Origin of the sequence: Sphingopyxis sp. P8 (assembly GCF_020622175.1) — a bacterium.
Lineage (GTDB): Bacteria > Pseudomonadota > Alphaproteobacteria > Sphingomonadales > Sphingomonadaceae > Sphingopyxis > Sphingopyxis jiangsuensis.
Genome location: NZ_JACNMK010000001.1, coordinates 1,363,993 through 1,381,626 on the forward strand (window position 1 = coordinate 1,363,993; position 17,634 = coordinate 1,381,626).

General features: G+C 66.1%; 20 protein-coding genes and 1 tRNA gene. 15 read left to right on the forward strand and 6 right to left on the reverse strand.

Annotated elements, in window-relative coordinates; all coding sequences use genetic code 11:
• From polA to H7692_RS06640, 3 genes are all read left to right on the forward strand, one after another.
• On the forward strand, nucleotides 1-2,805 hold the full coding sequence (gene polA, locus H7692_RS06630; protein ID WP_222135581.1) for a DNA polymerase I: 2,805 nt from the start codon (nucleotides 1-3) through the stop codon (nucleotides 2,803-2,805).
• Nucleotides 2,802-3,293, forward strand: coding sequence for a hypothetical protein (locus H7692_RS06635; protein WP_222135580.1), 492 nt, complete (start codon nucleotides 2,802-2,804; stop codon nucleotides 3,291-3,293). Before polA ends, H7692_RS06635 begins: the two co-directional genes overlap by 4 nt.
• A gap of 119 nt (nucleotides 3,294-3,412) precedes the next feature.
• Entirely contained in the window at nucleotides 3,413-4,087 is a 675-nt protein-coding gene (locus H7692_RS06640; RefSeq protein WP_222135579.1) for a CDP-alcohol phosphatidyltransferase family protein, read from the forward strand.
• A 9-nt stretch (nucleotides 4,088-4,096) separates the two neighbouring features.
• On the opposite strand, the gene H7692_RS06645 is transcribed toward H7692_RS06640, so the two are convergent.
• On the reverse strand, nucleotides 4,097-4,987 hold the full coding sequence (locus H7692_RS06645; protein ID WP_222135578.1) for a prephenate dehydratase: 891 nt from the start codon (nucleotides 4,985-4,987) through the stop codon (nucleotides 4,097-4,099).
• 169 nt (nucleotides 4,988-5,156) lie between these two features.
• On the opposite strand from H7692_RS06645, the gene H7692_RS06650 reads away from it, so the two are divergent.
• A complete protein-coding gene (locus H7692_RS06650) occupies nucleotides 5,157-5,789 on the forward strand; it encodes a c-type cytochrome (RefSeq protein ID WP_222135577.1) in 633 nt (210 codons plus the stop codon).
• Nucleotides 5,789-6,217 carry a c-type cytochrome gene (locus H7692_RS06655; RefSeq protein WP_201926996.1) on the forward strand — a complete coding sequence of 143 codons (429 nt, stop codon included), beginning with the start codon at nucleotides 5,789-5,791 and terminating at the stop codon, nucleotides 6,215-6,217. The genes H7692_RS06650 and H7692_RS06655 overlap by 1 nt, the downstream gene beginning before the upstream one ends.
• A 40-nt stretch (nucleotides 6,218-6,257) precedes the next feature.
• On the opposite strand, the gene H7692_RS06660 is transcribed toward H7692_RS06655, so the two are convergent.
• A complete protein-coding gene (locus tag H7692_RS06660) occupies nucleotides 6,258-7,127 on the reverse strand; it encodes an LOG family protein (RefSeq protein WP_201926998.1) in 870 nt (289 codons plus the stop codon).
• A 48-nt stretch (nucleotides 7,128-7,175) separates the two neighbouring features.
• Complete coding sequence (locus H7692_RS06665) at nucleotides 7,176-7,871, reverse strand: extensin family protein (protein ID WP_222135576.1); 696 nt, start codon at nucleotides 7,869-7,871, stop codon at nucleotides 7,176-7,178.
• Between the two features lie 112 nt (nucleotides 7,872-7,983).
• On the opposite strand from H7692_RS06665, the gene H7692_RS06670 reads away from it, so the two are divergent.
• The 5 genes from H7692_RS06670 (at nucleotide 7,984) to H7692_RS06690 (ending at nucleotide 13,061) form a co-directional block, all read left to right on the forward strand.
• Nucleotides 7,984-8,628: a sulfite oxidase heme-binding subunit YedZ gene (locus H7692_RS06670; protein WP_227340048.1), complete on the forward strand. Its 645-nt coding sequence runs from the start codon at nucleotides 7,984-7,986 to the stop codon at nucleotides 8,626-8,628.
• Entirely contained in the window at nucleotides 8,625-8,942 is a 318-nt protein-coding gene (locus tag H7692_RS06675) for a PepSY domain-containing protein (RefSeq protein WP_222135574.1), read from the forward strand. Before H7692_RS06670 ends, H7692_RS06675 begins: the two co-directional genes overlap by 4 nt.
• Nucleotides 8,943-9,059: 117 nt before the next feature.
• Nucleotides 9,060-10,187 (forward strand): phosphoserine transaminase, encoded by a 1,128-nt coding sequence (locus tag H7692_RS06680; protein ID WP_222135573.1) that lies wholly within the window; start codon nucleotides 9,060-9,062, stop codon nucleotides 10,185-10,187.
• Nucleotides 10,188-10,293: 106 nt separating this feature from the next.
• Nucleotides 10,294-11,880 carry a phosphoglycerate dehydrogenase gene (gene serA / locus H7692_RS06685; RefSeq protein ID WP_227339943.1) on the forward strand — a complete coding sequence of 529 codons (1,587 nt, stop codon included), beginning with the start codon at nucleotides 10,294-10,296 and terminating at the stop codon, nucleotides 11,878-11,880.
• Nucleotides 11,881-11,948: 68 nt separating this feature from the next.
• Nucleotides 11,949-13,061 (forward strand): ATP phosphoribosyltransferase regulatory subunit, encoded by a 1,113-nt coding sequence (locus tag H7692_RS06690; RefSeq protein ID WP_222135571.1) that lies wholly within the window; start codon nucleotides 11,949-11,951, stop codon nucleotides 13,059-13,061.
• Here H7692_RS06690 and H7692_RS06695 read toward each other — a convergent pair.
• The 3 genes from H7692_RS06695 to H7692_RS06705 are packed head-to-tail and all read right to left on the reverse strand — an operon-like array spanning nucleotide 13,058 to nucleotide 15,010.
• Nucleotides 13,058-13,435, reverse strand: a complete 378-nt coding sequence (locus H7692_RS06695; protein ID WP_222135570.1) for a DOPA 4,5-dioxygenase family protein — start codon at nucleotides 13,433-13,435, stop codon at nucleotides 13,058-13,060. The two genes, H7692_RS06690 and H7692_RS06695, sit on opposite strands and share 4 nt — an antisense overlap.
• Nucleotides 13,436-13,442: 7 nt before the next feature.
• On the reverse strand, nucleotides 13,443-14,066 hold the full coding sequence (locus H7692_RS06700) for a glutathione S-transferase family protein (protein WP_222135569.1): 624 nt from the start codon (nucleotides 14,064-14,066) through the stop codon (nucleotides 13,443-13,445).
• Nucleotides 14,063-15,010 (reverse strand): DMT family transporter, encoded by a 948-nt coding sequence (locus H7692_RS06705; RefSeq protein ID WP_222135568.1) that lies wholly within the window; start codon nucleotides 15,008-15,010, stop codon nucleotides 14,063-14,065. The genes H7692_RS06700 and H7692_RS06705 overlap by 4 nt, the downstream gene beginning before the upstream one ends.
• A 92-nt stretch (nucleotides 15,011-15,102) precedes the next feature.
• Here H7692_RS06705 and H7692_RS06710 point away from each other — a divergent pair.
• The 5 genes from H7692_RS06710 (at nucleotide 15,103) to rplA (ending at nucleotide 17,545) form a co-directional block, all read left to right on the forward strand.
• Nucleotides 15,103-15,178 (forward strand) — tRNA-Trp (locus tag H7692_RS06710).
• Between the two features lie 205 nt (nucleotides 15,179-15,383).
• Nucleotides 15,384-15,581 carry a preprotein translocase subunit SecE gene (gene secE / locus H7692_RS06715; protein WP_201927018.1) on the forward strand — a complete coding sequence of 66 codons (198 nt, stop codon included), beginning with the start codon at nucleotides 15,384-15,386 and terminating at the stop codon, nucleotides 15,579-15,581.
• Between the two features lie 33 nt (nucleotides 15,582-15,614).
• The gene (gene nusG, locus H7692_RS06720) at nucleotides 15,615-16,151 is read left to right on the forward strand and encodes a transcription termination/antitermination protein NusG (protein ID WP_201927020.1); all 537 of its coding nucleotides are present in this window, start codon (nucleotides 15,615-15,617) and stop codon (nucleotides 16,149-16,151) included.
• A 262-nt stretch (nucleotides 16,152-16,413) separates the two neighbouring features.
• The gene (gene rplK, locus H7692_RS06725; protein WP_201927022.1) at nucleotides 16,414-16,845 is read left to right on the forward strand and encodes a 50S ribosomal protein L11; all 432 of its coding nucleotides are present in this window, start codon (nucleotides 16,414-16,416) and stop codon (nucleotides 16,843-16,845) included.
• Between the two features lie 4 nt (nucleotides 16,846-16,849).
• Nucleotides 16,850-17,545, forward strand: coding sequence for a 50S ribosomal protein L1 (gene rplA, locus H7692_RS06730; RefSeq protein WP_201927024.1), 696 nt, complete (start codon nucleotides 16,850-16,852; stop codon nucleotides 17,543-17,545).
• The last annotated feature ends 89 nt before the right edge of the window (nucleotides 17,546-17,634 follow it).

Consider the following 17,634-nt stretch of genomic DNA (forward strand, 5'->3'; position numbering starts at 1 on the left):
ATGTCGGACAAGAATCATCTCTATCTGGTCGATGGCTCCAGCTACATCTTCCGCGCCTATCACCGCCTGCCACCGCTGACGAACCCGCAGGGCGTGCCCGTCGGCGCGGTTTACGGCTATACGACGATGCTGTGGAAGCTCGCGAAGGATCTGCACGAGGCCGACGGACCGACGCACCTCGCCGTCATCCTCGATCATTCGAGCCAGTCGTTCCGCAACGAGATTTACGACCAGTATAAGGCGAACCGGCCCGACCCGCCCGAGGACCTTGTTCCGCAATTCCCGCTGATCCGCCACGCGACGCGCGCCTTTTCGCTGCCGTGCATCGAGATGGAGAATTTCGAGGCCGACGACCTCATCGCAAGCTACACCGAGGCGGCGGTGCGCGAGGGTTGGGACGTCACCATCGTCAGCAGCGACAAGGATTTGATGCAGCTCGTCCGCGAGCCCGACGAAGGCCCGCGCGTCGACATGCTCGACACGATGAAGAATGTCCGCCTCGGCGTCGAGGCGGTCCACGAAAAGTTCGGCGTCGGCCCCGAACTGGTCGGCGACATATTGGCGCTGATGGGCGACAGCGTCGACAATGTCCCCGGCGTCCGCGGCGTCGGGCCCAAGACCGCGACCAAGCTGATCGTCGAATATGGCGACCTCGAAAAGGCGCTCGCGGGCGCCGAGACGATGAAGCCGTCGAAGCTGCGCGACAATCTGATCGAACATGCCGACATGGCGCGGCTGTCGCGCATCCTCGTCGACCTGAAGCGCGACTGCCCGCTCCCCGACGCGCTCGACGCGTTGAAGCTTGGCGCGATCCCGCCCGCGCCGCTCAAGGTCTTCCTCGACGAGCATGGCTTCCGCTCGCTCTCGGCCAAGCTCGACAATGGCGCGTCGCCCGGCGGCCCGCCGACGCTGCCGAAGGCGACATCGGCGGCGGCAGCCGAGGCGCCTTCGACGCCTGCCCTGCCTGCCATGCCCGCAATCGACCGCGCGGCCTTTGAATGCGTCACGACGCTCGACGCGCTCGACCGCTGGATCGCCGAAGCGCGCGCCGCGCATGTCGTCGCGGTCGATACCGAAACCGCAAGCCTCGACAGCGTCACGGGCCGCCTCGTCGGGGTCAGCCTCGCGACGGCGCCGGGGCGCGCCTGTTATATTCCGCTCGGCCATGGCGGGACCGACATGTTCGCCGAACGCCCCGAGCAGGTCGATTTCGATGCGGCGCTCGACCGTCTGCGCGACCTGTTCGCCGACGAGGCGGTGCTCAAGGTCGGCCACAACCTCAAATATGACATCGGCGTGCTCGCGCAGCATGGGGTCGCGATCGCGCCCTATGACGACACGCTCGTCATGAGCTTCGCGCTCGATGCGGGCAAGCATGGCCACGGCCTCGACGAGCTTGCCAGGCTCCACCTCGACCATGTCTGCCTGACGTTCAAGGAAATGTGCGGCACCGGCAAGTCGCAGATCAGCTTTGCCGAAGTACCGCTGGACCGCGCGACCGAATATGCCGCCGAGGACGCCGACGTCGCGCTGCGCCTCTGGAATCTGCTCAAGCTCCGCCTGCCGCTCGAAGGCGGGACGCGCGTATATGAAATGGTCGACCGCCCGCTCGTCGCGGTGGTCGAATCGATGGAACGCGCGGGCGTCATGGTCGACCGCGACTATCTGGCGCGGCTGTCGGGCGAATTCGCCACCGAAATGCAGCGCATCGAAGCCGAAATCCACAAGGAGGCCGGCCAGCCCTTCACCATCGGCAGCCCCAAGCAGCTCGGCGAAATATTGTTCGACAAACTGGGGCTGAAGGGCGGGCGCAAGGGCAAGTCGGGCGACTGGTCGACCGACCAGAACGAGCTCGAACGGCTCGAACGCGACGGCGTGCCGATCGCGCGGCTCATCCTCGAATGGCGCCAGCTTTCGAAGCTCAAATCGACCTACACCGACGCGCTCCAGGCGCAGATCAACGCAAGCACGGGCCGCGTCCACACCAGCTACAGCCTCGTCGGCGCGCAGACCGGGCGGCTGTCGTCGACCGACCCCAATCTTCAGAATATCCCGATCCGCACCGAGGTCGGGCGCCAGATCCGCGACGCCTTTGTCGCCGCGCCCGGCCATCTGCTGCTCGCCGCCGACTATAGCCAGATCGAGCTGCGCCTCGCCGCGCATATGGCCGACGTTCCCGAACTCAAGGAAGCCTTTGCGCAGGGGCAGGACATTCACGCCGCGACCGCGATCGAATTGTTCGGCGAGGTCAATCGCGACACGCGTGCCAAGGCAAAAACGGTCAATTTCTCGATCCTCTACGGCATCTCGCGCTGGGGCCTCGCGGGCCGCCTCGAAATTACCCCCGACGAGGCGCAGGCGCTGATCAGCCGCTATTTCGAGCGATTTCCCGGCATCTCCGACTATATCCGCGACACGCTGGAGGGCGCGCGCGAGCACGGCTACACCGAAACCTTGTTCGGTCGCAAAACCTGGTTCCCGCGGATCAAGGCCGCGAACCAGAATGAGCGGCAGGGCAGCGAGCGCGCCGCGATCAACGCGCCGATCCAGGGCACGAGCGCCGACCTCATCAAGCGCGCGATGGCGCGCATGCCCGCCGCGCTCGCCGCCGCGGGGCTCGCCGACGTCAAAATGCTGCTCCAGGTCCATGACGAACTGGTGTTCGAGGCACCCGAAGCCCTCGCGGAACCCGCGAAGGAAGTCATTCGCGGCGTGATGGCGGGCGCGGCCGAGCCGGTGCTGAAACTCAGCGTCCCGCTCGACATTGATATCGGCACGGGCAAGAGCTGGGGCGACGCGCATTGATCGCCGCCCTGCTGGTCCTCGCGGCGCAACTCGCCGCCCCCGCTGACGCGCCCGCCGCAGCGCCGCCCGCTGCCGTCGCACCCGTTGCCGATGCCGACATTCGCGAATTCGCGGCCGTTGCGGGGCGCAAGGTCGTCGGGCGCCCCGTTGGCGGCCCCTATGGCACCGCCGACAAGCTGTTGCTGCTCGCGCGCGACGACAAGGGGTTTCCGGTGGTCGCGGCAAGTTTCGGCTTCCCCGCGCGCGAATCGCTTCCGCCACCGCCCGCCGGCACGATCGCGATCGTCCGCCTCCACCAGAAATCCGAAACCATCGTCCCCGGCCCGACGCCCGACGACCTCGCCTTCGTCGCGCGCAACCGCATCCCGCTGTTCGTGATCGGCGAATGGGCGCGCCCGGCGCCGATGTGGGAGGTCGCATGGATGGGCGACGGCGTGCAGTACCGGACTATCGGCGAAGTCGGCGAAATCGGCCCCTGGCGCGACTGAGCGCCGCACACGCGCGGTGCAGCGAACGCACCGCCCTTTCGCATAGCTGACATTGCTCCTATTACGGTGCGATGACATCCGGCTGGCGCTTTTGTGACAGGCGGCAACAAAGGGTCGGCATGAGCAAGTTCGAACCCGTCGCCAAGGCGCCGGTCCGCATCCAGCAGAATATCCTCGCGCGCAGCGAGCGCCGCCTGCTCAACTGGCTCTGCGCGCGGCTGCCCGCGTGGGTGACGCCCGACCAACTCACCGCGCTCGGCTTCGCGGGCGCGGTGCTCGTCGCCGCGGGCTACCTGCTCAGCTGGGTCGACAGCGAGTGGCTGGGCCTCTCGCTTGTCGGCTATATCGTCAACTGGTTCGGCGATTCGCTCGACGGCAGCCTGGCGCGCTGGCGCGGCATCGAACGGCCCAATTACGGCTATTTCATCGATCATAGCGTCGATGCGATCGCGACCTTTCTGATGATCAGCGCGATCGGCATGAGCCCCTATATGCGGCTCGACGTCGCTCTGATGGCCGTGATCGGCTATTTCCTGCTGTCGATCCACACCTTCATTTCGGCGAAGATCCTCGGCGAATTTCGTCTGTCCTACATGGCAGGAGGGCCGACCGAACTGCGACTGATGCTGATGGCGATGACCGCGCTCATGCCCGTGATCGGCGCCGCGGACGTTGCCGGAACCAATTTTTCGGTGTTCGACCTGTTCGCGCTCGTCGTTGCGAGCATCCTCGTCACGCTGTTCGTCGTCCAGACATCGACGACCGCGCGGATGCTGCGTCGCCGCGGCGACTAGCCTCGTCGTTCAGGGCCGCGGACGCGCCTGCGCATAGCTGCCGAGCAACCGTAGCGATTTGGTCTGGAATTGCAGCTCGTCGAGCGCATTGTCGATCCGCTCGTCGCCGGGCGCGCCGACGATGTCGGCATAGAATTTGGTCGCCGCAAAGCTGCCGCCGACCTGATAGCTTTCCAGCTTGGTCATATTGACGCCGTTGGTCGCAAAACCGCCGAGTGCCTTGTAGAGCGCGGCGGGGACATTCTTCACCTCGAAGACAAAGGTCGTCATCGGGGCGGCAATCGCCGACACGTCGGAAAGCGGCTCGCGCGCGAGGACGACGAAGCGCGTCATGTTATAATCGGCATCTTCCATTCCGGTGCCGTGCAGCGTCAGCCCATAGAGTTCCGCCGCGTGCGGCGGCGCAAGCGCAGCGAGCCCCACCTCGTCGCTATCGGCAACCCATGCCGCAGCGCCCGCCGTGTCACTGTGCGCAACGGGCGAGATATTGTTCGCGCGCAGCCACTGCCGGCACTGGCCGAGCGCTTGCTCGTGGCTCATCGCACGCGTCACCGGCCCGAGGTCGCGGCTCATCAGCCCGTAGCGGATCGGCAGGAAATGCTCGCCGACGATGTGCAGCCCCGATTCGGGGAGCAGGAAATGGATGTCGGCGACGCGGCCGTGCAGGCTGTTCTCGATCGGGATGATCGCGCGGTCGACGCGGCCGTCGCGCACTGCATCGATCGCATCGTCGAACGAATAGCAGGGCAGCGGCAGCGAATTGGGGTCATATTCGCGCGCCGCAAGGTCGCTGTTCGCGCCGGGGGCACCCTGGAACGCAAGGCCGCGCGCCGGATCGGCGAGCGCCGCCGCCTTCATCGCGTCCACCAGATGCTGTGCCGATGCCGAATAACTGCCCATGACTGCCTTTCCGCGCCAGAGCCGCGGCGCATAGCGGGAGGTCCGCCGACGCGCAACCGGCCCGTTCGCCGATTTCATCCCCTTGCGCCGCCGTCCGCGCGCCAGTAAGGGAGCGTCCAAATTCACAGCAAGCGCCCCGCGCCGGGGCTATCGAACGGGGCTGCAGAGCATGGACAATCGCAACAACACTATTGCCGGCTGGGTATTGTTCGCCGGCATTTGCGCGCTGGGCCTGACGATCGGCACCGGCATGTTGTCGGCGACCCATGCCCCCGAAAAGCCCGGCTATCCGATCGAGGACGCCGATGCGGGCGCTGGTGGCGGCGAATCCGCCGTTCCGCTCGCCAACCTTCTCGCCGCCGCCGATCCGGCGAAGGGCGAGACGGTGTTCGCGAAATGCGCGGCATGCCACACGATCGACGCAGGCGGCGCAAACGGCATCGGTCCCAACCTCTATGGTGCGCTCGGCAAGGCGCACGGCCATGTCGCAGGCTTCGCCTATTCGGATGCGTTGAAGTCGGTCCCGGGCAACTGGACGTTTGAAGCGATGGACGAGTGGCTCGCAAGCCCGCGCAAATATGCGCCCGGCACCAAAATGTCTTTCGCCGGCCTGTCGAGCGCCGAGGATCGCGCGAACCTGATCGTTTACATGAACAATATGGGTTCGAACCTGCCCCTCCCCGCTCCCGAAGCCGTGCAGGCCGAAGGTGAAGCCGCGGCAGAGGATGGCGTGGTGGCCGAAGGCACCGCCCCCGCCGAAGGCGAAGCGACCGAAGCGGCACCGGCAGAAGCCGCGAAATAATGCGCCCCGCGTCCGTCGTTCTGGCGGGCGCAATGGCCCTTGCCGGATGCGGCAAGGCCGACGGCCCTGCACCGGGCGACGCGCCGTCCGCCTCCGAAAGCGCTGCGCCCGCGGTAGAGCCGACCGCGGCAATGGGCGAGCAGGTCTTCAAGCGCTGCGTCGCCTGCCACACGATCGACAAGGGCGGCGCCAGCGGCATCGGCCCCAATCTTCACGGCATCGTCGGCCGGACGGTCGCATCGCACCCCGGCTTCTCCTATTCGGGCGCGATGAAGGCAAAGGGCGGGGTCTGGGACAAGCCCGCGCTCGACACCTATCTCGAAGCGCCGATGAAGGCGCTCCCCGGCACGCGCATGGCGTTCGCGGGCGTCATCGATCCCGCAGATCGCGAAGCGCTGATCCTGTATCTGGAAGAACAGTCGCAATAAACCGGTCCTCCCCATCGCTACGCGACAGAAAGGATGCGCGTCAGGATTCAACCTGCGCGTAGAATTCCTCGATAATCGCCCACGCCTCGGCCGCCGTCTCGACGAAGGTAAAGAGGTCGAGGTCGCGGGCGCTGATCACGCCTTCCTCGACCAGCGCGTCGAAATTGACGACGCGATGCCAGAATTCCTTGCCGAACAGCACAATCGGGATCGGCTTGATCTTGCCCGTCTGGATCAGCGTCAGCAGCTCGAACATCTCGTCGAACGTCCCGAAACCGCCCGGGAACACCGCGACCGCGCGCGCGCGGAGCAGGAAGTGCATCTTGCGCAGCGCGAAATAGTGGAACTGGAAGCTGAGATCGGGGGTGACATAGCGGTTCGGCGCCTGTTCGTGCGGCAGAACGATGTTGAGCCCGATCGAATCGCGCCCCTCGTCGGTCGCACCGCGGTTCGCCGCTTCCATGATCGACGGACCGCCGCCCGAGCAGACAACGAAATGACGGCAACCGTCCTCGTCGCACGGCACCTGGCTTGCGATCCGCGCGAGCGCGCGCGCCTCGTCATAATATTTGGCCTTCGCCTTCAGGCGGCGCGCAATGTTGCGCTGGACGTCGTCGGTCGCTGCGGCTTCCAGACCGTCGGCCACTTCGGGTTCGGGAATGCGCGCCGAGCCATAGATGACGAGCGTCGATTCGATTCCCGCCTCGTCGAGCAGCAATTCGGGCTTGAGCAGCTCGAGCTGGAAGCGCACCGGGCGCAAATCTTCGCGCAGCAGGAAGTCGGTATCCTGGAAGGCGAGCTTATATGCCTCGCTCGCGGTCTGCGGGGTGGTCGTCGCCTGCTGGGCGAACTGCGCGTCATCCTTGGCCTTGTGGAAACGCGAGCGATGGGGTTGCTTGTCTTTTGTCATTCCCTCGCGGCTAGCCGGTCCGCGTGACTTTGCCAAGACGGCCCCGCCTCAGCGGCAATAGCCGTTGCCGCTCATGTCGAAATGAAAATGGTTGTAGTGCGCGGCATTATAGTCGGGGCCGAGCACGGTGCCGAAGCGGCGACACGCCGATTTGTGCAACGCACGCAGGAATTGCTGCGACGCGCGGTCGCCGTTCCAGCCGCCGTCGAGCATGATGCGACGCCCGTCGGCGAGCACAAATCCCGAAACATCGACCGCGTTCGAATAGGCGTGCTGCGACAGGCGCCCCGAACGGCCGCCATAGATGTTGCGGCAGCTATAGGTGCCGAAGGTCTCGATCTTCACCACGTCGCTGCCGAGATGGAGCCGCGCAGCGGGGCGCACCGCATGTTGCGCCCACGCCGCGAAATTGCGCGCGAGCGGACAGGTCATCGGGCCGAGATTGCTCGTCGGCGTGCCGATGTCGAGCAGCTTGACCGAATCGATCGCGCTGCACCCACCGCCGAAATCCTGGTTCGCGAGCGGCGTGAAGCGTACCCCCGCCCGCTCGAGGTCGACCGCACACTGCCGCGCCTCGGGGGTCGAAAAGGCAGGCACTGTCGAAAGTTTCGGGTCTTTTGCGGTCGACGGCCCCGACCCCGTTTGCGCACGGCGGTCGCCGGGCACGTTGCCGCCGATACAGCCGGACAGGCTGACAGCAAGCGCGGCGACCAGCACAGTCCGCAAGGCCGCGCCTGGGCGCATCGGACGAGGGAAACGGACACCGGACATGGACCCGGAATCTAAAGAACTATCGTTAATCAATTGCTAACGCCCCGGACCTTGTTGCGAACGATTATCATTTTGATTGACCATCGTGACCGCTTTCCCCTATCCCACGCCGGTGGCAAAACTGCGATCCCTGCTCAACAGCCTGCCCTTTTTCTGGCTCCTGCTGGCGATTCCGGGTGCCTTGATGCTCGCCGGATGGCTCGATGGCGCGATCGATACGATGGACATGCTCCACCCGACCGGCGAGACGAGCGCGCGGCTGATGATCGCAGCGATGCTGATCGGCCCGCTGACCGGCGTGCTTGGCGCCCGCCGCTGGCTCGGCTGGCTGCTGCGCCGGCGCCGCGCGCTCGGCGTTGCGGCCTTTCTCTACGCGCTCGCGCACCTCGTCTTTTATGTGATCGACATGGGCAATCTCGATGACATGCTCGCCGAGATTGGCGCGCCGGGCATCTGGACGGGATGGGTCGCGCTCGCGCTGATGCTGCCGCTCGCCTGCACGAGCAACAATGCCGCGATGCGCGCGCTCGGAGCGGCGTGGAAACGGCTGCAGCGCCTCGCCTATCCCGCCGCGCTCCTCACCCTCCTCCACTGGTGGTGGGTCCACAATGGCCTTGCAGGGGCGCTCGCGCATTTCGCACCGCTCGCCCTTGTCTGGCTTGCCCTTGCGGCGCGGCGCCTCCAATCTGTTGACGCTCCCCCTCGAACCCCGAAAGGAATCCGACCATGACCAAACTCCCCCTCGCCGCGCTCGCGCTTGCCGTCGCCGCCACCGCGGGCCTGTCGGCGCCCGCGCACGCCACCGGCGCGATCAAGTGCGATGCCGGCCCGCAATCGGGCTGGAAGAGCCGCGAAGCGCTCGAATCGAAACTGACCAAGGACGGCTGGCAGGTCCGCAAGTCGAAGGTCGATGGCGGCTGCTACGAAGTCTATGGCACCACCCCCGAAGGCGACCGGGTCGAAGCCTATTTCCACCCCGTCACCTTCGAAAAGCTCTATGTCGCGCGCCGCGGCCAGGTGCTCTTCCGCGCCAAGGGTTATTGAGGCGGCGCGCCGCCAGCGTCAGGACCCAAATCATTTGACAAACCCGGCGCCGTCCTTAAACGCGGCGCCGGGCCACGCGGTCCCAACGCCGCGCGAGCTCTCTGCAAGGAGAGACTGATGACTGACGTAACGACGCCGCAGGTGCGCCCTGCGCGCCCCACTTTTTCTTCCGGTCCCTGCGCCAAGCCGCCGGGCTGGACCCCCGAAAAACTTTCGACCGACTCGCTGGGCCGTTCGCATCGCGCGAAGATCGGCAAGTCGCGACTCGCATATTGCATCGACCTGATGCGCGAGCTGCTCCAGCTTCCCGACACGCACCGCATCGGCATCGTGCCCGGTTCGGACACCGGCGCCTTTGAAATGGCGATGTGGACGATGCTTGGGCAGCGCGCCGTGACGACGCTTGCGTGGGAAAGCTTCGGTGAAGGTTGGGTCACCGATGCCGCCAAGCAGCTCAAGCTCGAACCGACGATCCTGCGCGCCGACTATGGCCAGCTTCCCGACCTTGCTCAGGTCGATTGGTCGAACGACATACTCTTCACCTGGAACGGCACCACCAGCGGCGTTCGCGTTCCCGATGGCGGCTGGATCGCCGACGACCGCGAAGGGCTGAGCTTTGCCGACGCGACGTCGGCGGTGTTCGCCTATGACCTGCCGTGGGACAAGATCGACGTCGCGACCTTCAGCTGGCAGAAAGTGCTCGGCGGCGAAGGCGGGCACGGCGTCTTGATCCTCGGCCCGCGCGCGGTCGAACGGCTCGAAAGCCACACTCCCGCCTGGCCGCTCCCCAAAGTCTTCCGCCTGACCAAGGGCGGCAAGCTGGTCGAGGGCGTGTTCAAGGGCGAGACGATCAACACCCCGTCGATGCTCGCGGTCGAGGATGCGATCTTCGCGCTCGAATGGGCGAAATCGGTCGGCGGGCTCGACGGGCTGAAGGCGCGCAGCGATGCCAACGCCGCCGCGCTCGACACGATCGTCGCGGAACGCGACTGGCTCAGCCACCTCGCCGCCGATCCGGCAATCCGCTCGAAGACCTCGGTGTGCCTGTCGGTCGCGGGCGCCGATGCCGACTTCATCAAGAAGTTTGCGGGGTTGCTCGAAGCCGAAGGCGCTGCCTTCGACATCGCGGGCTATCGCGACGCCCCCCCGGGGCTGCGCATCTGGTGCGGCGCGACCGTCGACACCGCCGATATCGAAGCGCTCGGCCCGTGGCTCGACTGGGCCTACGAAACGCTCACCGCCTAACATTTTTTCGTCATCCCCGCGAAAGCGGGGACCCAGAGCGTGCCTGGGCTGATCCCACACTGGGTTCCCGCTTTCGCGGGAATGACGAGGTAAAAGGAATATCGAAATGACCCAACCCAAAGTTCTCATCAGCGACAAGATGGATCCCAAGGCCGCCGCGATCTTCAAGGAACGCGGCATCCAGGTCGACGAGATCACCGGCAAGACCAAGGACGAGCTGATCGCGATCATCGGCGACTATGACGGCCTCGCCATCCGCTCGGCCACCAAGGTGACCGCCGACGTCCTCGCCGCCGCGACGAACCTGAAAGTCGTCGGGCGCGCCGGCATCGGCGTCGACAACATCGACATCCCCGCTGCATCGGCCAAGGGCGTCGTCGTGATGAACACGCCCTTCGGCAACAGCATCACCACCGCCGAACATGCGGTCGCGATGATGTTCGCGCTCGCGCGCCAGATCCCCGACGCCAGTGCGCGCACCCGGCAGGGCAAATGGCCGAAGAATGACTTCATGGGTGTCGAGCTGACGCAGAAGACGCTCGGCCTGATCGGCTGCGGCAATATCGGCAGCATCGTCGCCGAGCGCGCGCTTGGCCTGCGCATGAAAGTCGTCGCCTTCGATCCCTTCCTCACGCCCGAGCGTGCGATCGAGCTCGGCGTCGAAAAGGTCGATCTCGATACCTTGCTCGCCCGCGCCGACTTCATCACGCTCCACACGCCGCTCACCGACCAGACGCGCAACGTGCTGTCGCGCGAAAATCTCGCGAGGACCAAGAAGGGCGTGCGCATCATCAACTGTGCGCGCGGCGGCCTGATCGACGAGGAAGCGCTGAAGGACGCGCTCGAAAGCGGTCATGTCGCGGGCGCCGCGCTCGACGTCTTCGCGGTCGAGCCGCCGCCGGCCGACCACCCGCTGTTCAGCGCGCCCAACTTCATCTGCACGCCGCACCTCGGCGCGTCGACCGACGAGGCGCAGGTCAATGTCGCGATTCAGGTCGCCGAGCAGATTTCGGACTATCTGCTGACCGGCGGCATCACCAACGCGCTCAACGTCCCCAGCCTGTCGGCCGAGGAAGCCCCGAAGCTGCGCCCCTATATGGAGCTTGCCGAAAAGCTCGGCAGCCTCGTCGGCCAGCTCGCGCACGACAATCTCACCACCATCTCGATCGAGGTCGAGGGCGCTGCGGCCGAACTCAACATGAAGCCGATTACCGCTGCCGTGCTCACCGGACTGATGCGCCGCTATTCGGACAGCGTGAACATGGTCAACGCGCCGCATCTCGCGCGCGAACGCGGGCTCGACGTGCGCGAAGTGCGTCACGATCGCGAGGGCGACTACCACACGCTCGTCCGCGTCACCGTCGCGACGAGCCAGGGCGACCGGTCGGTCGCGGGCACCCTGTTCAGCAACGGCGACCCGCGCCTCGTCGAAATGTTCGGCATCAAGGTCGAGGCCGACCTCGACGGCGACATGCTCTATATCGTCAACGAGGACGCACCGGGGTTCATCGGCCGCATTGGGTCGACGCTGGGCGATGCCGGGCTCAACATCGGCACCTTCCACCTCGGCCGCCGCGAAGCGGGCGGCGAGGCGATCCTGCTGCTCTCGATCGACTCGGCCATGCCCGAGCCGCTGCTGTGGCAGATCTGCCAGCTCCCCGGCGTGAAGACGGTGAAGGGGCTGAAGTTCTGACGCAGCTACGCCCTCCCCTTCAGGGGAGGGGCTTTCACAAGCCCGCACCAAGGGCTAGAGGAGCCCCCATGACCAAGGCCCCTGCCCTGCTGCCCGAAGGCCTCCGCGACCGCCTGCCCGCGCAGGCCGAAGCGGCGTCGCGCGTCACGCGCGCGCTGGTCGATGCGATGCGCGCGCATGGCTATGGCCGCGTGTCGCCGCCGCTCGCCGAGTTTCGCGAGACGCTGGGCGGCAATGACGAACGGTCGGCGCGCGACCTGCTCCGCTTCACCGATCCGGTGTCGCAGCGCACGCTCGCGCTGCGCCCCGACATCACGCGGCAGGTCGGACGCATTGCGACCTCGCTGCTCGCGGCCGCCCCCCGCCCCTTGCGCCTTTGCTACGCCGGCCAGGTGGTCAAGCTGCGGGCAAGCCAGCTTCGCCCCGCGCGCGAAATGCTCCAGGTCGGCGCCGAACTGATCGGCAGCGACAGCGTCGCCGCGGCGCGCGAAATCGTGACCGTCGCGATCGACGCGCTCGAAGCCGCGGGCATCGGCCCGGTGACGATCGACTTCACCCTGCCCGACCTCGTCGACCTGCTCGCCGAGGTGCATCCGGTCAAGGTGCCGCTCGACCAGCTTCGTGACGAACTCGACGCCAAGGATGCCGGCGGGCTCGCGCGCCTTGGCGCCGACGCCTATCTGCCGCTGCTCCGCGCGACCGGCCCCTTCGACCGCGCGATTGCCGAGCTTGCCGCCTTCGACAGCGAAGGCGTGCTGGCGACGCGGATAGAGGCGCTGCGGGCGATCGCCGCCCCCGTGCGCGACCGCGTCACCTTGACGCTCGACCCGACCGAACGGCACGGCTTCGCCTATCAAAGCTGGTTCGGCTTTTCGGTCTTCGTCCCCGGCCAGGGCGACGCCGTCGGGCGCGGCGGCAGCTATGCCATCCCGCTGGGCGAGGATCAGGAGGAAGCCGCGGTCGGATTTTCGCTCTATCCCGACCCGCTGATCGACGCGGGACTCGGCACTGCCGACCAGGCCGAACGCCGCATTTTCCTGCCGCTCGGCCACGACGCCGAACTCGCCGCAAGCCTGCGCGCCGACGGCTGGCACACGGTCGCCGCGCTCACCGATGCCGAGGATGCCGACCGGCTCGGCTGCGGCTATGTCCTCGGCCCCGACGGCCCGGTCGAAGCTTAAAAATCCGAAACGCCGAAGCGCGCGACACCCTGGTTCGTCCCCGGCGGATCGAGCACCGAAAGGTTGAGGGGGAGCGGCGCGCCGATCCAGTGCGCAAGCGTTGTGTGATCGGCAAGGTCGTCGTCGGTCAGCGGATGAACCAGCGCGCGCAGCCCCATTGCCTCGACCGCCGCGACCACGGCGGCACGATGTTCGCCAAGAAAATGCACCTCGAACTGCGCGATCGGATGCGGCCCGACGGGCGCGTCGCTCATCGCGCCGACGAACAGGATCGCGGCATCGCGACCGAACGCCTGGCGCAGCGCAAGCGCCGCCGCCCGCTCCGCGGCGTCATAATAGATATGGGCGTGCCAGCGCGCGTCGGGGTCGGTCATATCCACCTCACTGCCGCGCCCGTGCGCGCACGAACCCCTCGCGCGCCATGCAGCGGGCGAGCCACGCCTGCGTCGCTTCGCCCAGCACATCGTCGGCGCCCAGCGTCGTCGCAAGAAATGCCGCATAGCCGATCACGATGTCGGCGATGGTGAAGCGCCGCGCGACGAGCCAGTCGCGCCCGTCGGACAGCGCCGCCTCGATGCTCCTGGCGCGGCCGCCGAAGAAAGCCTTGTAATCCTGCACCGCCTGCGCGAGCCGCCGCTCTTCGGGCTCGACGCGCGTGTAGCGGATCATGATCGCCAGCGGAAAGGTCAGCGTCGCGTCGCTGCGGTGGAGCCAGTTGCGCCAGGCCCAATAATCGCACTCGTCGCGCTGCACCTCCAGCGATGTTCCCTCGGCGATGCGTTCGCAGATCGCCGCCGATTCGGTCATCAACCGGCCGTCCTCGACCCAGCCGGGGACGGTCATCAGCGGGTTGACGCTGCGATAATCGGGCTCGAACGCGCGCGGCGGGAATTTCAGCAGCCGCAGGTCGATGTCGAGCCCCGCTTCCTCGGCCGCCCACAGGCAGCGCAGCGAACGCGCGTCGGGGCAGTGATAGAGGATCGGGCGCGGCGTCTCGCCGGTCATGCGGCAACCTCCTTGGTCCGTGCGATGTGCAGCCGGTGCTCGCGCCACGCGATGAACAGTCCGCTCGCGACGATCAGCGGCGCGCCGATCCACGTCGTCTCGGCGGGGAAGGTGCCAAAAAACCACCAGCCAGCCGCGATCGACCAGAGCAGGCTGGTGTAATCCATCGGGATCACCACGGCGACGGGCGCGAGCCGCAACGCGCCGGTCAATGCCATCTGGACCACGGCCCCCGAAAATCCGAGCCCGAGGAGGAGCAGCCATTCCTGCGCGCTGTGCGAGGTAATGACAAAGGGCAGCATCAGCCCGAGCGGGATCATCGACAGCGCACTGAACCAGAAGACGATCGTCGCCGCCGCCTCGGTGCGGCCGAGGTCACGCACCGCAATGGTGATCAGCGCGGTCATCACCGCCCCCGCGAGCGCGATCAACGTGCCCATGCCATGATCGCCGCCAAAGCCCGCCGCAATGCTCGCGCCGGGGTCGAGCACGACAAGCACGCCGACAAAGCCGACGATCACCGCGCTCCACCGCTGCCACCCCGTCGGCTCGCCGAGCAGTGCAGCGGCAAAGATCACGGCAAAGATCGGCACCGACAGGCTGATCGTCGTCGCCTCGGCCATCGGCAGGAAGATCATCCCGCCGAAATTGCACGCCATGCCGACCAGCCCCATCGTCATCCGCCGCGCATGCGCGCCGATGCGCTGCGTCCTCAGCGAAGCGAAGCCGCCCGTCGTCGCGCGAATCCAGACGAGCAGGAATGGCAGCACCAATGCCTGCCGCCAGAAAAGGCTCTCGACGATATGGATGCCGGCGCGGTCGACATATTTGACGAGCACGAACATCAGCGACAGGCTCGCCATCGCCAGCAGGCGCAGCGCGATGCCGCCCAGATAATGCTGGGGCGCCTGCGTCGAGGCGGCGGAGGATGCAGCAGCCGGCATGGCGTTTGCGCATATCAGCCCCGAAGCCGCTGGCAAGGCGTTCATCCCCCTTGCTCCCATGCGGCAATCGGTATAGGGGCGCACTCCGGCCTAGGGGTATAGCTCAGCTGGTAGAGCATCGGTCTCCAAAACCGAGGGTCGCGGGTTCGAATCCTGCTGCCCCTGCCAGGCCGCACCATCGCCATTTGCTTGCCAATGGCGGGACGCGCGGTTAAAGGCCGCTTTCATTCGGACAGATGCGCCGTTTTCCTTCCGCCTTTCGCCGACCTGGTCGGGGAGGGTGGGCGGACTATTGCCCGAAGCGCGCTTGACGCGCCGCGGGCGGCGACCCATCTGGCCAGATATTGGACGCTTGAAGGACAGGACGATCGACATGGCCAAGACCAGCCCGGGTGAATTTATCCGTCAGGTGCGCGCCGAAGCCGGCAAGATCGTGTGGCCCACGGGCCGCGAGACGATGCAGACGACGATCATGGTCTTGATCATGACGACGATCCTCGCGCTCTTCTTCCTCGGCATCGACACGGTTTTCAACGCGATCGTCAACTGGTTGACGTCGCTCGCGCGCTAATCGCCGCGGTTTCACAGGACAGGACTTCAACACATGGCGCGCTGGTACATCATTCACGCCTATTCGGGTTTCGAAAACAAGGTCCGCGATTCGGTGCTCGCCGAGGCCGAGCGCATGGGCCTGACCCAGCTCGTCGAAGCGGTCGAGGTGCCGGTTGAAACCGTCACCGAGGTCAAGCGCGGCAAGAAGGTGCAGGCCGAACGGAAATTCTTCCCCGGCTATGTCCTCGCCAAGCTCACGATGACCGACGACGTCTATCACCTCGTCAAGAACACGCCGAAGGTCACGGGCTTCCTCGGCTCGTCGGGCAAGCCGCAGCCGATCAGCGAGGCGGAGGCCGCGCGCATCCTGAACAGCAAGGAAGAGGCCGCGGCGCGTCCGAAGACCGAAATCCGCGTCGATTACGAGATCGGCGATCAGGTCAAGGTGCTCGAAGGCCCGTTCGCAAGCTTCAACGGCGTCGTCGAGGAACTCGACTTCGACAAGGCGCGCGTCAAGGTCAGCGTGTCGATCTTTGGCCGCGCGACGCCGGTCGAGCTCGACTTCGAACAGGTCGAACGCATGAAGTGACGATCCCGCGGGATTGTATTTCAGTGTGAAGTTCGGCGGATTTCTGCGCTTTTCTGCCGCAGACATCGATCCGTTTTCGCCTTCGTCACCGAGGGCGAACCAAGGCAATCCTTGCCTTTTCGCTCCACCGGCGCTAACGGCGCCGCTTCGCGTCGAAAAAGGGCGCGAGTCCGTGCGGGAGGAAGGGGTGATGCCCTTCTGCTTGACCGCTTATTTTGAGCCGCGGACCTGATCCGCGGCGACAGAAAGAAAGGAGGCCATCATGGCCAAGAAGATCAGCGGCTATATCAAGCTGCAAGTTCCGGCGGGGACCGCAAACCCCTCGCCGCCGCTCGGGCCGGCATTGGGTCAGCGCGGCGTCAACATCATGGAATTCTGCAAGGCGTTCAACGCGGCGACCGACGGGCTCGACAAGGGCACGCCGACGCCGACGATCATCACCGTCTATGCCGACAAGAGCTTCTCGTTCGTCACCAAGACGCCCCCGGCGACCTACCTCATCAAGAAGGCCGCGAACCTGAAGTCGGGATCGAAGGAACCCGGCAAGATCAGCGGCGGCAAGATCGCGCGCTCGAAGCTCGCCGAAATCGCCGAGATCAAGATGAAGGATCTGAACGCCAACGACATCGAACAGGCGACGAAGATCATCGAAGGCAGCGCCCGCTCGATGGGCCTCGAAGTGACGGAGGGCTGAACCGATGGCAAAGCTGACCAAGAAGCAGAAGGCCCTCGAGGGCAAGGTTGACGCGCTGAAGCTTCACGCCGTCGACGAAGCGATCAAGACCGTGCGTGACCTGTCGTCGACGAAGTTCGACGAAACGCTCGAAATCGCGATGAACCTGGGCGTCGATCCGCGCCACGCCGACCAGATGGTCCGCGGCGTCGTGACGCTGCCCGCCGGCACCGGCAAGGACGTCAAGGTCGCGGTCTTCGCGCGCGGCGACAAGGCCGAGGAAGCGCTGAAGGCTGGCGCCGACAAGGTCGGGGCCGAGGATCTGATGGAAGACATGCAGGCCGGAAACCTCGACTATGGCCGCGTCATCGCGACGCCCGACATGATGGGCATCGTCGGCCGTCTCGGCAAGGTGCTGGGTCCCAAGGGCCTGATGCCGAACCCGAAGCTCGGCACCGTCACCCCGAACGTCGCCGAAGCGGTCAAGGCAGCCAAGGGCGGCCAGATCGAATTCCGCGTCGAAAAGGCGGGCATCATCCACGCCGGTATCGGCAAGCTGTCGTTCGGCGAGGAAAAGCTCCGCCAGAACTTCGACGCCTTTGTCGACGCGATCGTCAAGGCGAAGCCGGCGGGCGCGAAGGGCAAATATGTCCGCAAGATCGCCCTGTCGTCGTCGATGGGTCCGGGTGTGAAGGTCGACACCGCCGAAATCGGCGCCTGATCGACATCGCAACGATTTAGCGAAGGGCCGGGGGAAACTCCGGCCCTTTTCTGTTTGGCGGCTTTGATGGCGACGTCTGGCGGAGAAGG

What these genes read in the sequence shown, in the direction of transcription:
- H7692_RS06640 (WP_222135579.1), top strand. Translation starts at nt 3,413, where the DNA reads ATGAGCAAGTTCGAACCCGTCGCCAAGGCGCCGGTCCGCATCCAGCAG.
- serA (WP_227339943.1), top strand. Translation starts at nt 10,294, where the DNA reads ATGACCCAACCCAAAGTTCTCATCAGCGACAAGATGGATCCCAAGGCC.
- H7692_RS06650 (WP_222135577.1), top strand. Translation starts at nt 5,157, where the DNA reads ATGGACAATCGCAACAACACTATTGCCGGCTGGGTATTGTTCGCCGGC.
- rplK (WP_201927022.1), top strand. Translation starts at nt 16,414, where the DNA reads ATGGCCAAGAAGATCAGCGGCTATATCAAGCTGCAAGTTCCGGCGGGG.
- H7692_RS06660 (WP_201926998.1), bottom strand. Translation starts at nt 7,127, where the DNA reads ATGACAAAAGACAAGCAACCCCATCGCTCGCGTTTCCACAAGGCCAAG.
- H7692_RS06700 (WP_222135569.1), bottom strand. Translation starts at nt 14,066, where the DNA reads ATGACCGGCGAGACGCCGCGCCCGATCCTCTATCACTGCCCCGACGCG.
- H7692_RS06705 (WP_222135568.1), bottom strand. Translation starts at nt 15,010, where the DNA reads ATGCCGGCTGCTGCATCCTCCGCCGCCTCGACGCAGGCGCCCCAGCAT.
- H7692_RS06645 (WP_222135578.1), bottom strand. Translation starts at nt 4,987, where the DNA reads ATGGGCAGTTATTCGGCATCGGCACAGCATCTGGTGGACGCGATGAAG.
- H7692_RS06655 (WP_201926996.1), top strand. Translation starts at nt 5,789, where the DNA reads ATGCGCCCCGCGTCCGTCGTTCTGGCGGGCGCAATGGCCCTTGCCGGA.
- rplA (WP_201927024.1), top strand. Translation starts at nt 16,850, where the DNA reads ATGGCAAAGCTGACCAAGAAGCAGAAGGCCCTCGAGGGCAAGGTTGAC.
- H7692_RS06695 (WP_222135570.1), bottom strand. Translation starts at nt 13,435, where the DNA reads ATGACCGACCCCGACGCGCGCTGGCACGCCCATATCTATTATGACGCC.
- secE (WP_201927018.1), top strand. Translation starts at nt 15,384, where the DNA reads ATGGCCAAGACCAGCCCGGGTGAATTTATCCGTCAGGTGCGCGCCGAA.
- H7692_RS06690 (WP_222135571.1), top strand. Translation starts at nt 11,949, where the DNA reads ATGACCAAGGCCCCTGCCCTGCTGCCCGAAGGCCTCCGCGACCGCCTG.
- H7692_RS06665 (WP_222135576.1), bottom strand. Translation starts at nt 7,871, where the DNA reads ATGCGCCCAGGCGCGGCCTTGCGGACTGTGCTGGTCGCCGCGCTTGCT.
- nusG (WP_201927020.1), top strand. Translation starts at nt 15,615, where the DNA reads ATGGCGCGCTGGTACATCATTCACGCCTATTCGGGTTTCGAAAACAAG.
- H7692_RS06675 (WP_222135574.1), top strand. Translation starts at nt 8,625, where the DNA reads ATGACCAAACTCCCCCTCGCCGCGCTCGCGCTTGCCGTCGCCGCCACC.
- polA (WP_222135581.1), top strand. Translation starts at nt 1, where the DNA reads ATGTCGGACAAGAATCATCTCTATCTGGTCGATGGCTCCAGCTACATC.
- H7692_RS06680 (WP_222135573.1), top strand. Translation starts at nt 9,060, where the DNA reads ATGACTGACGTAACGACGCCGCAGGTGCGCCCTGCGCGCCCCACTTTT.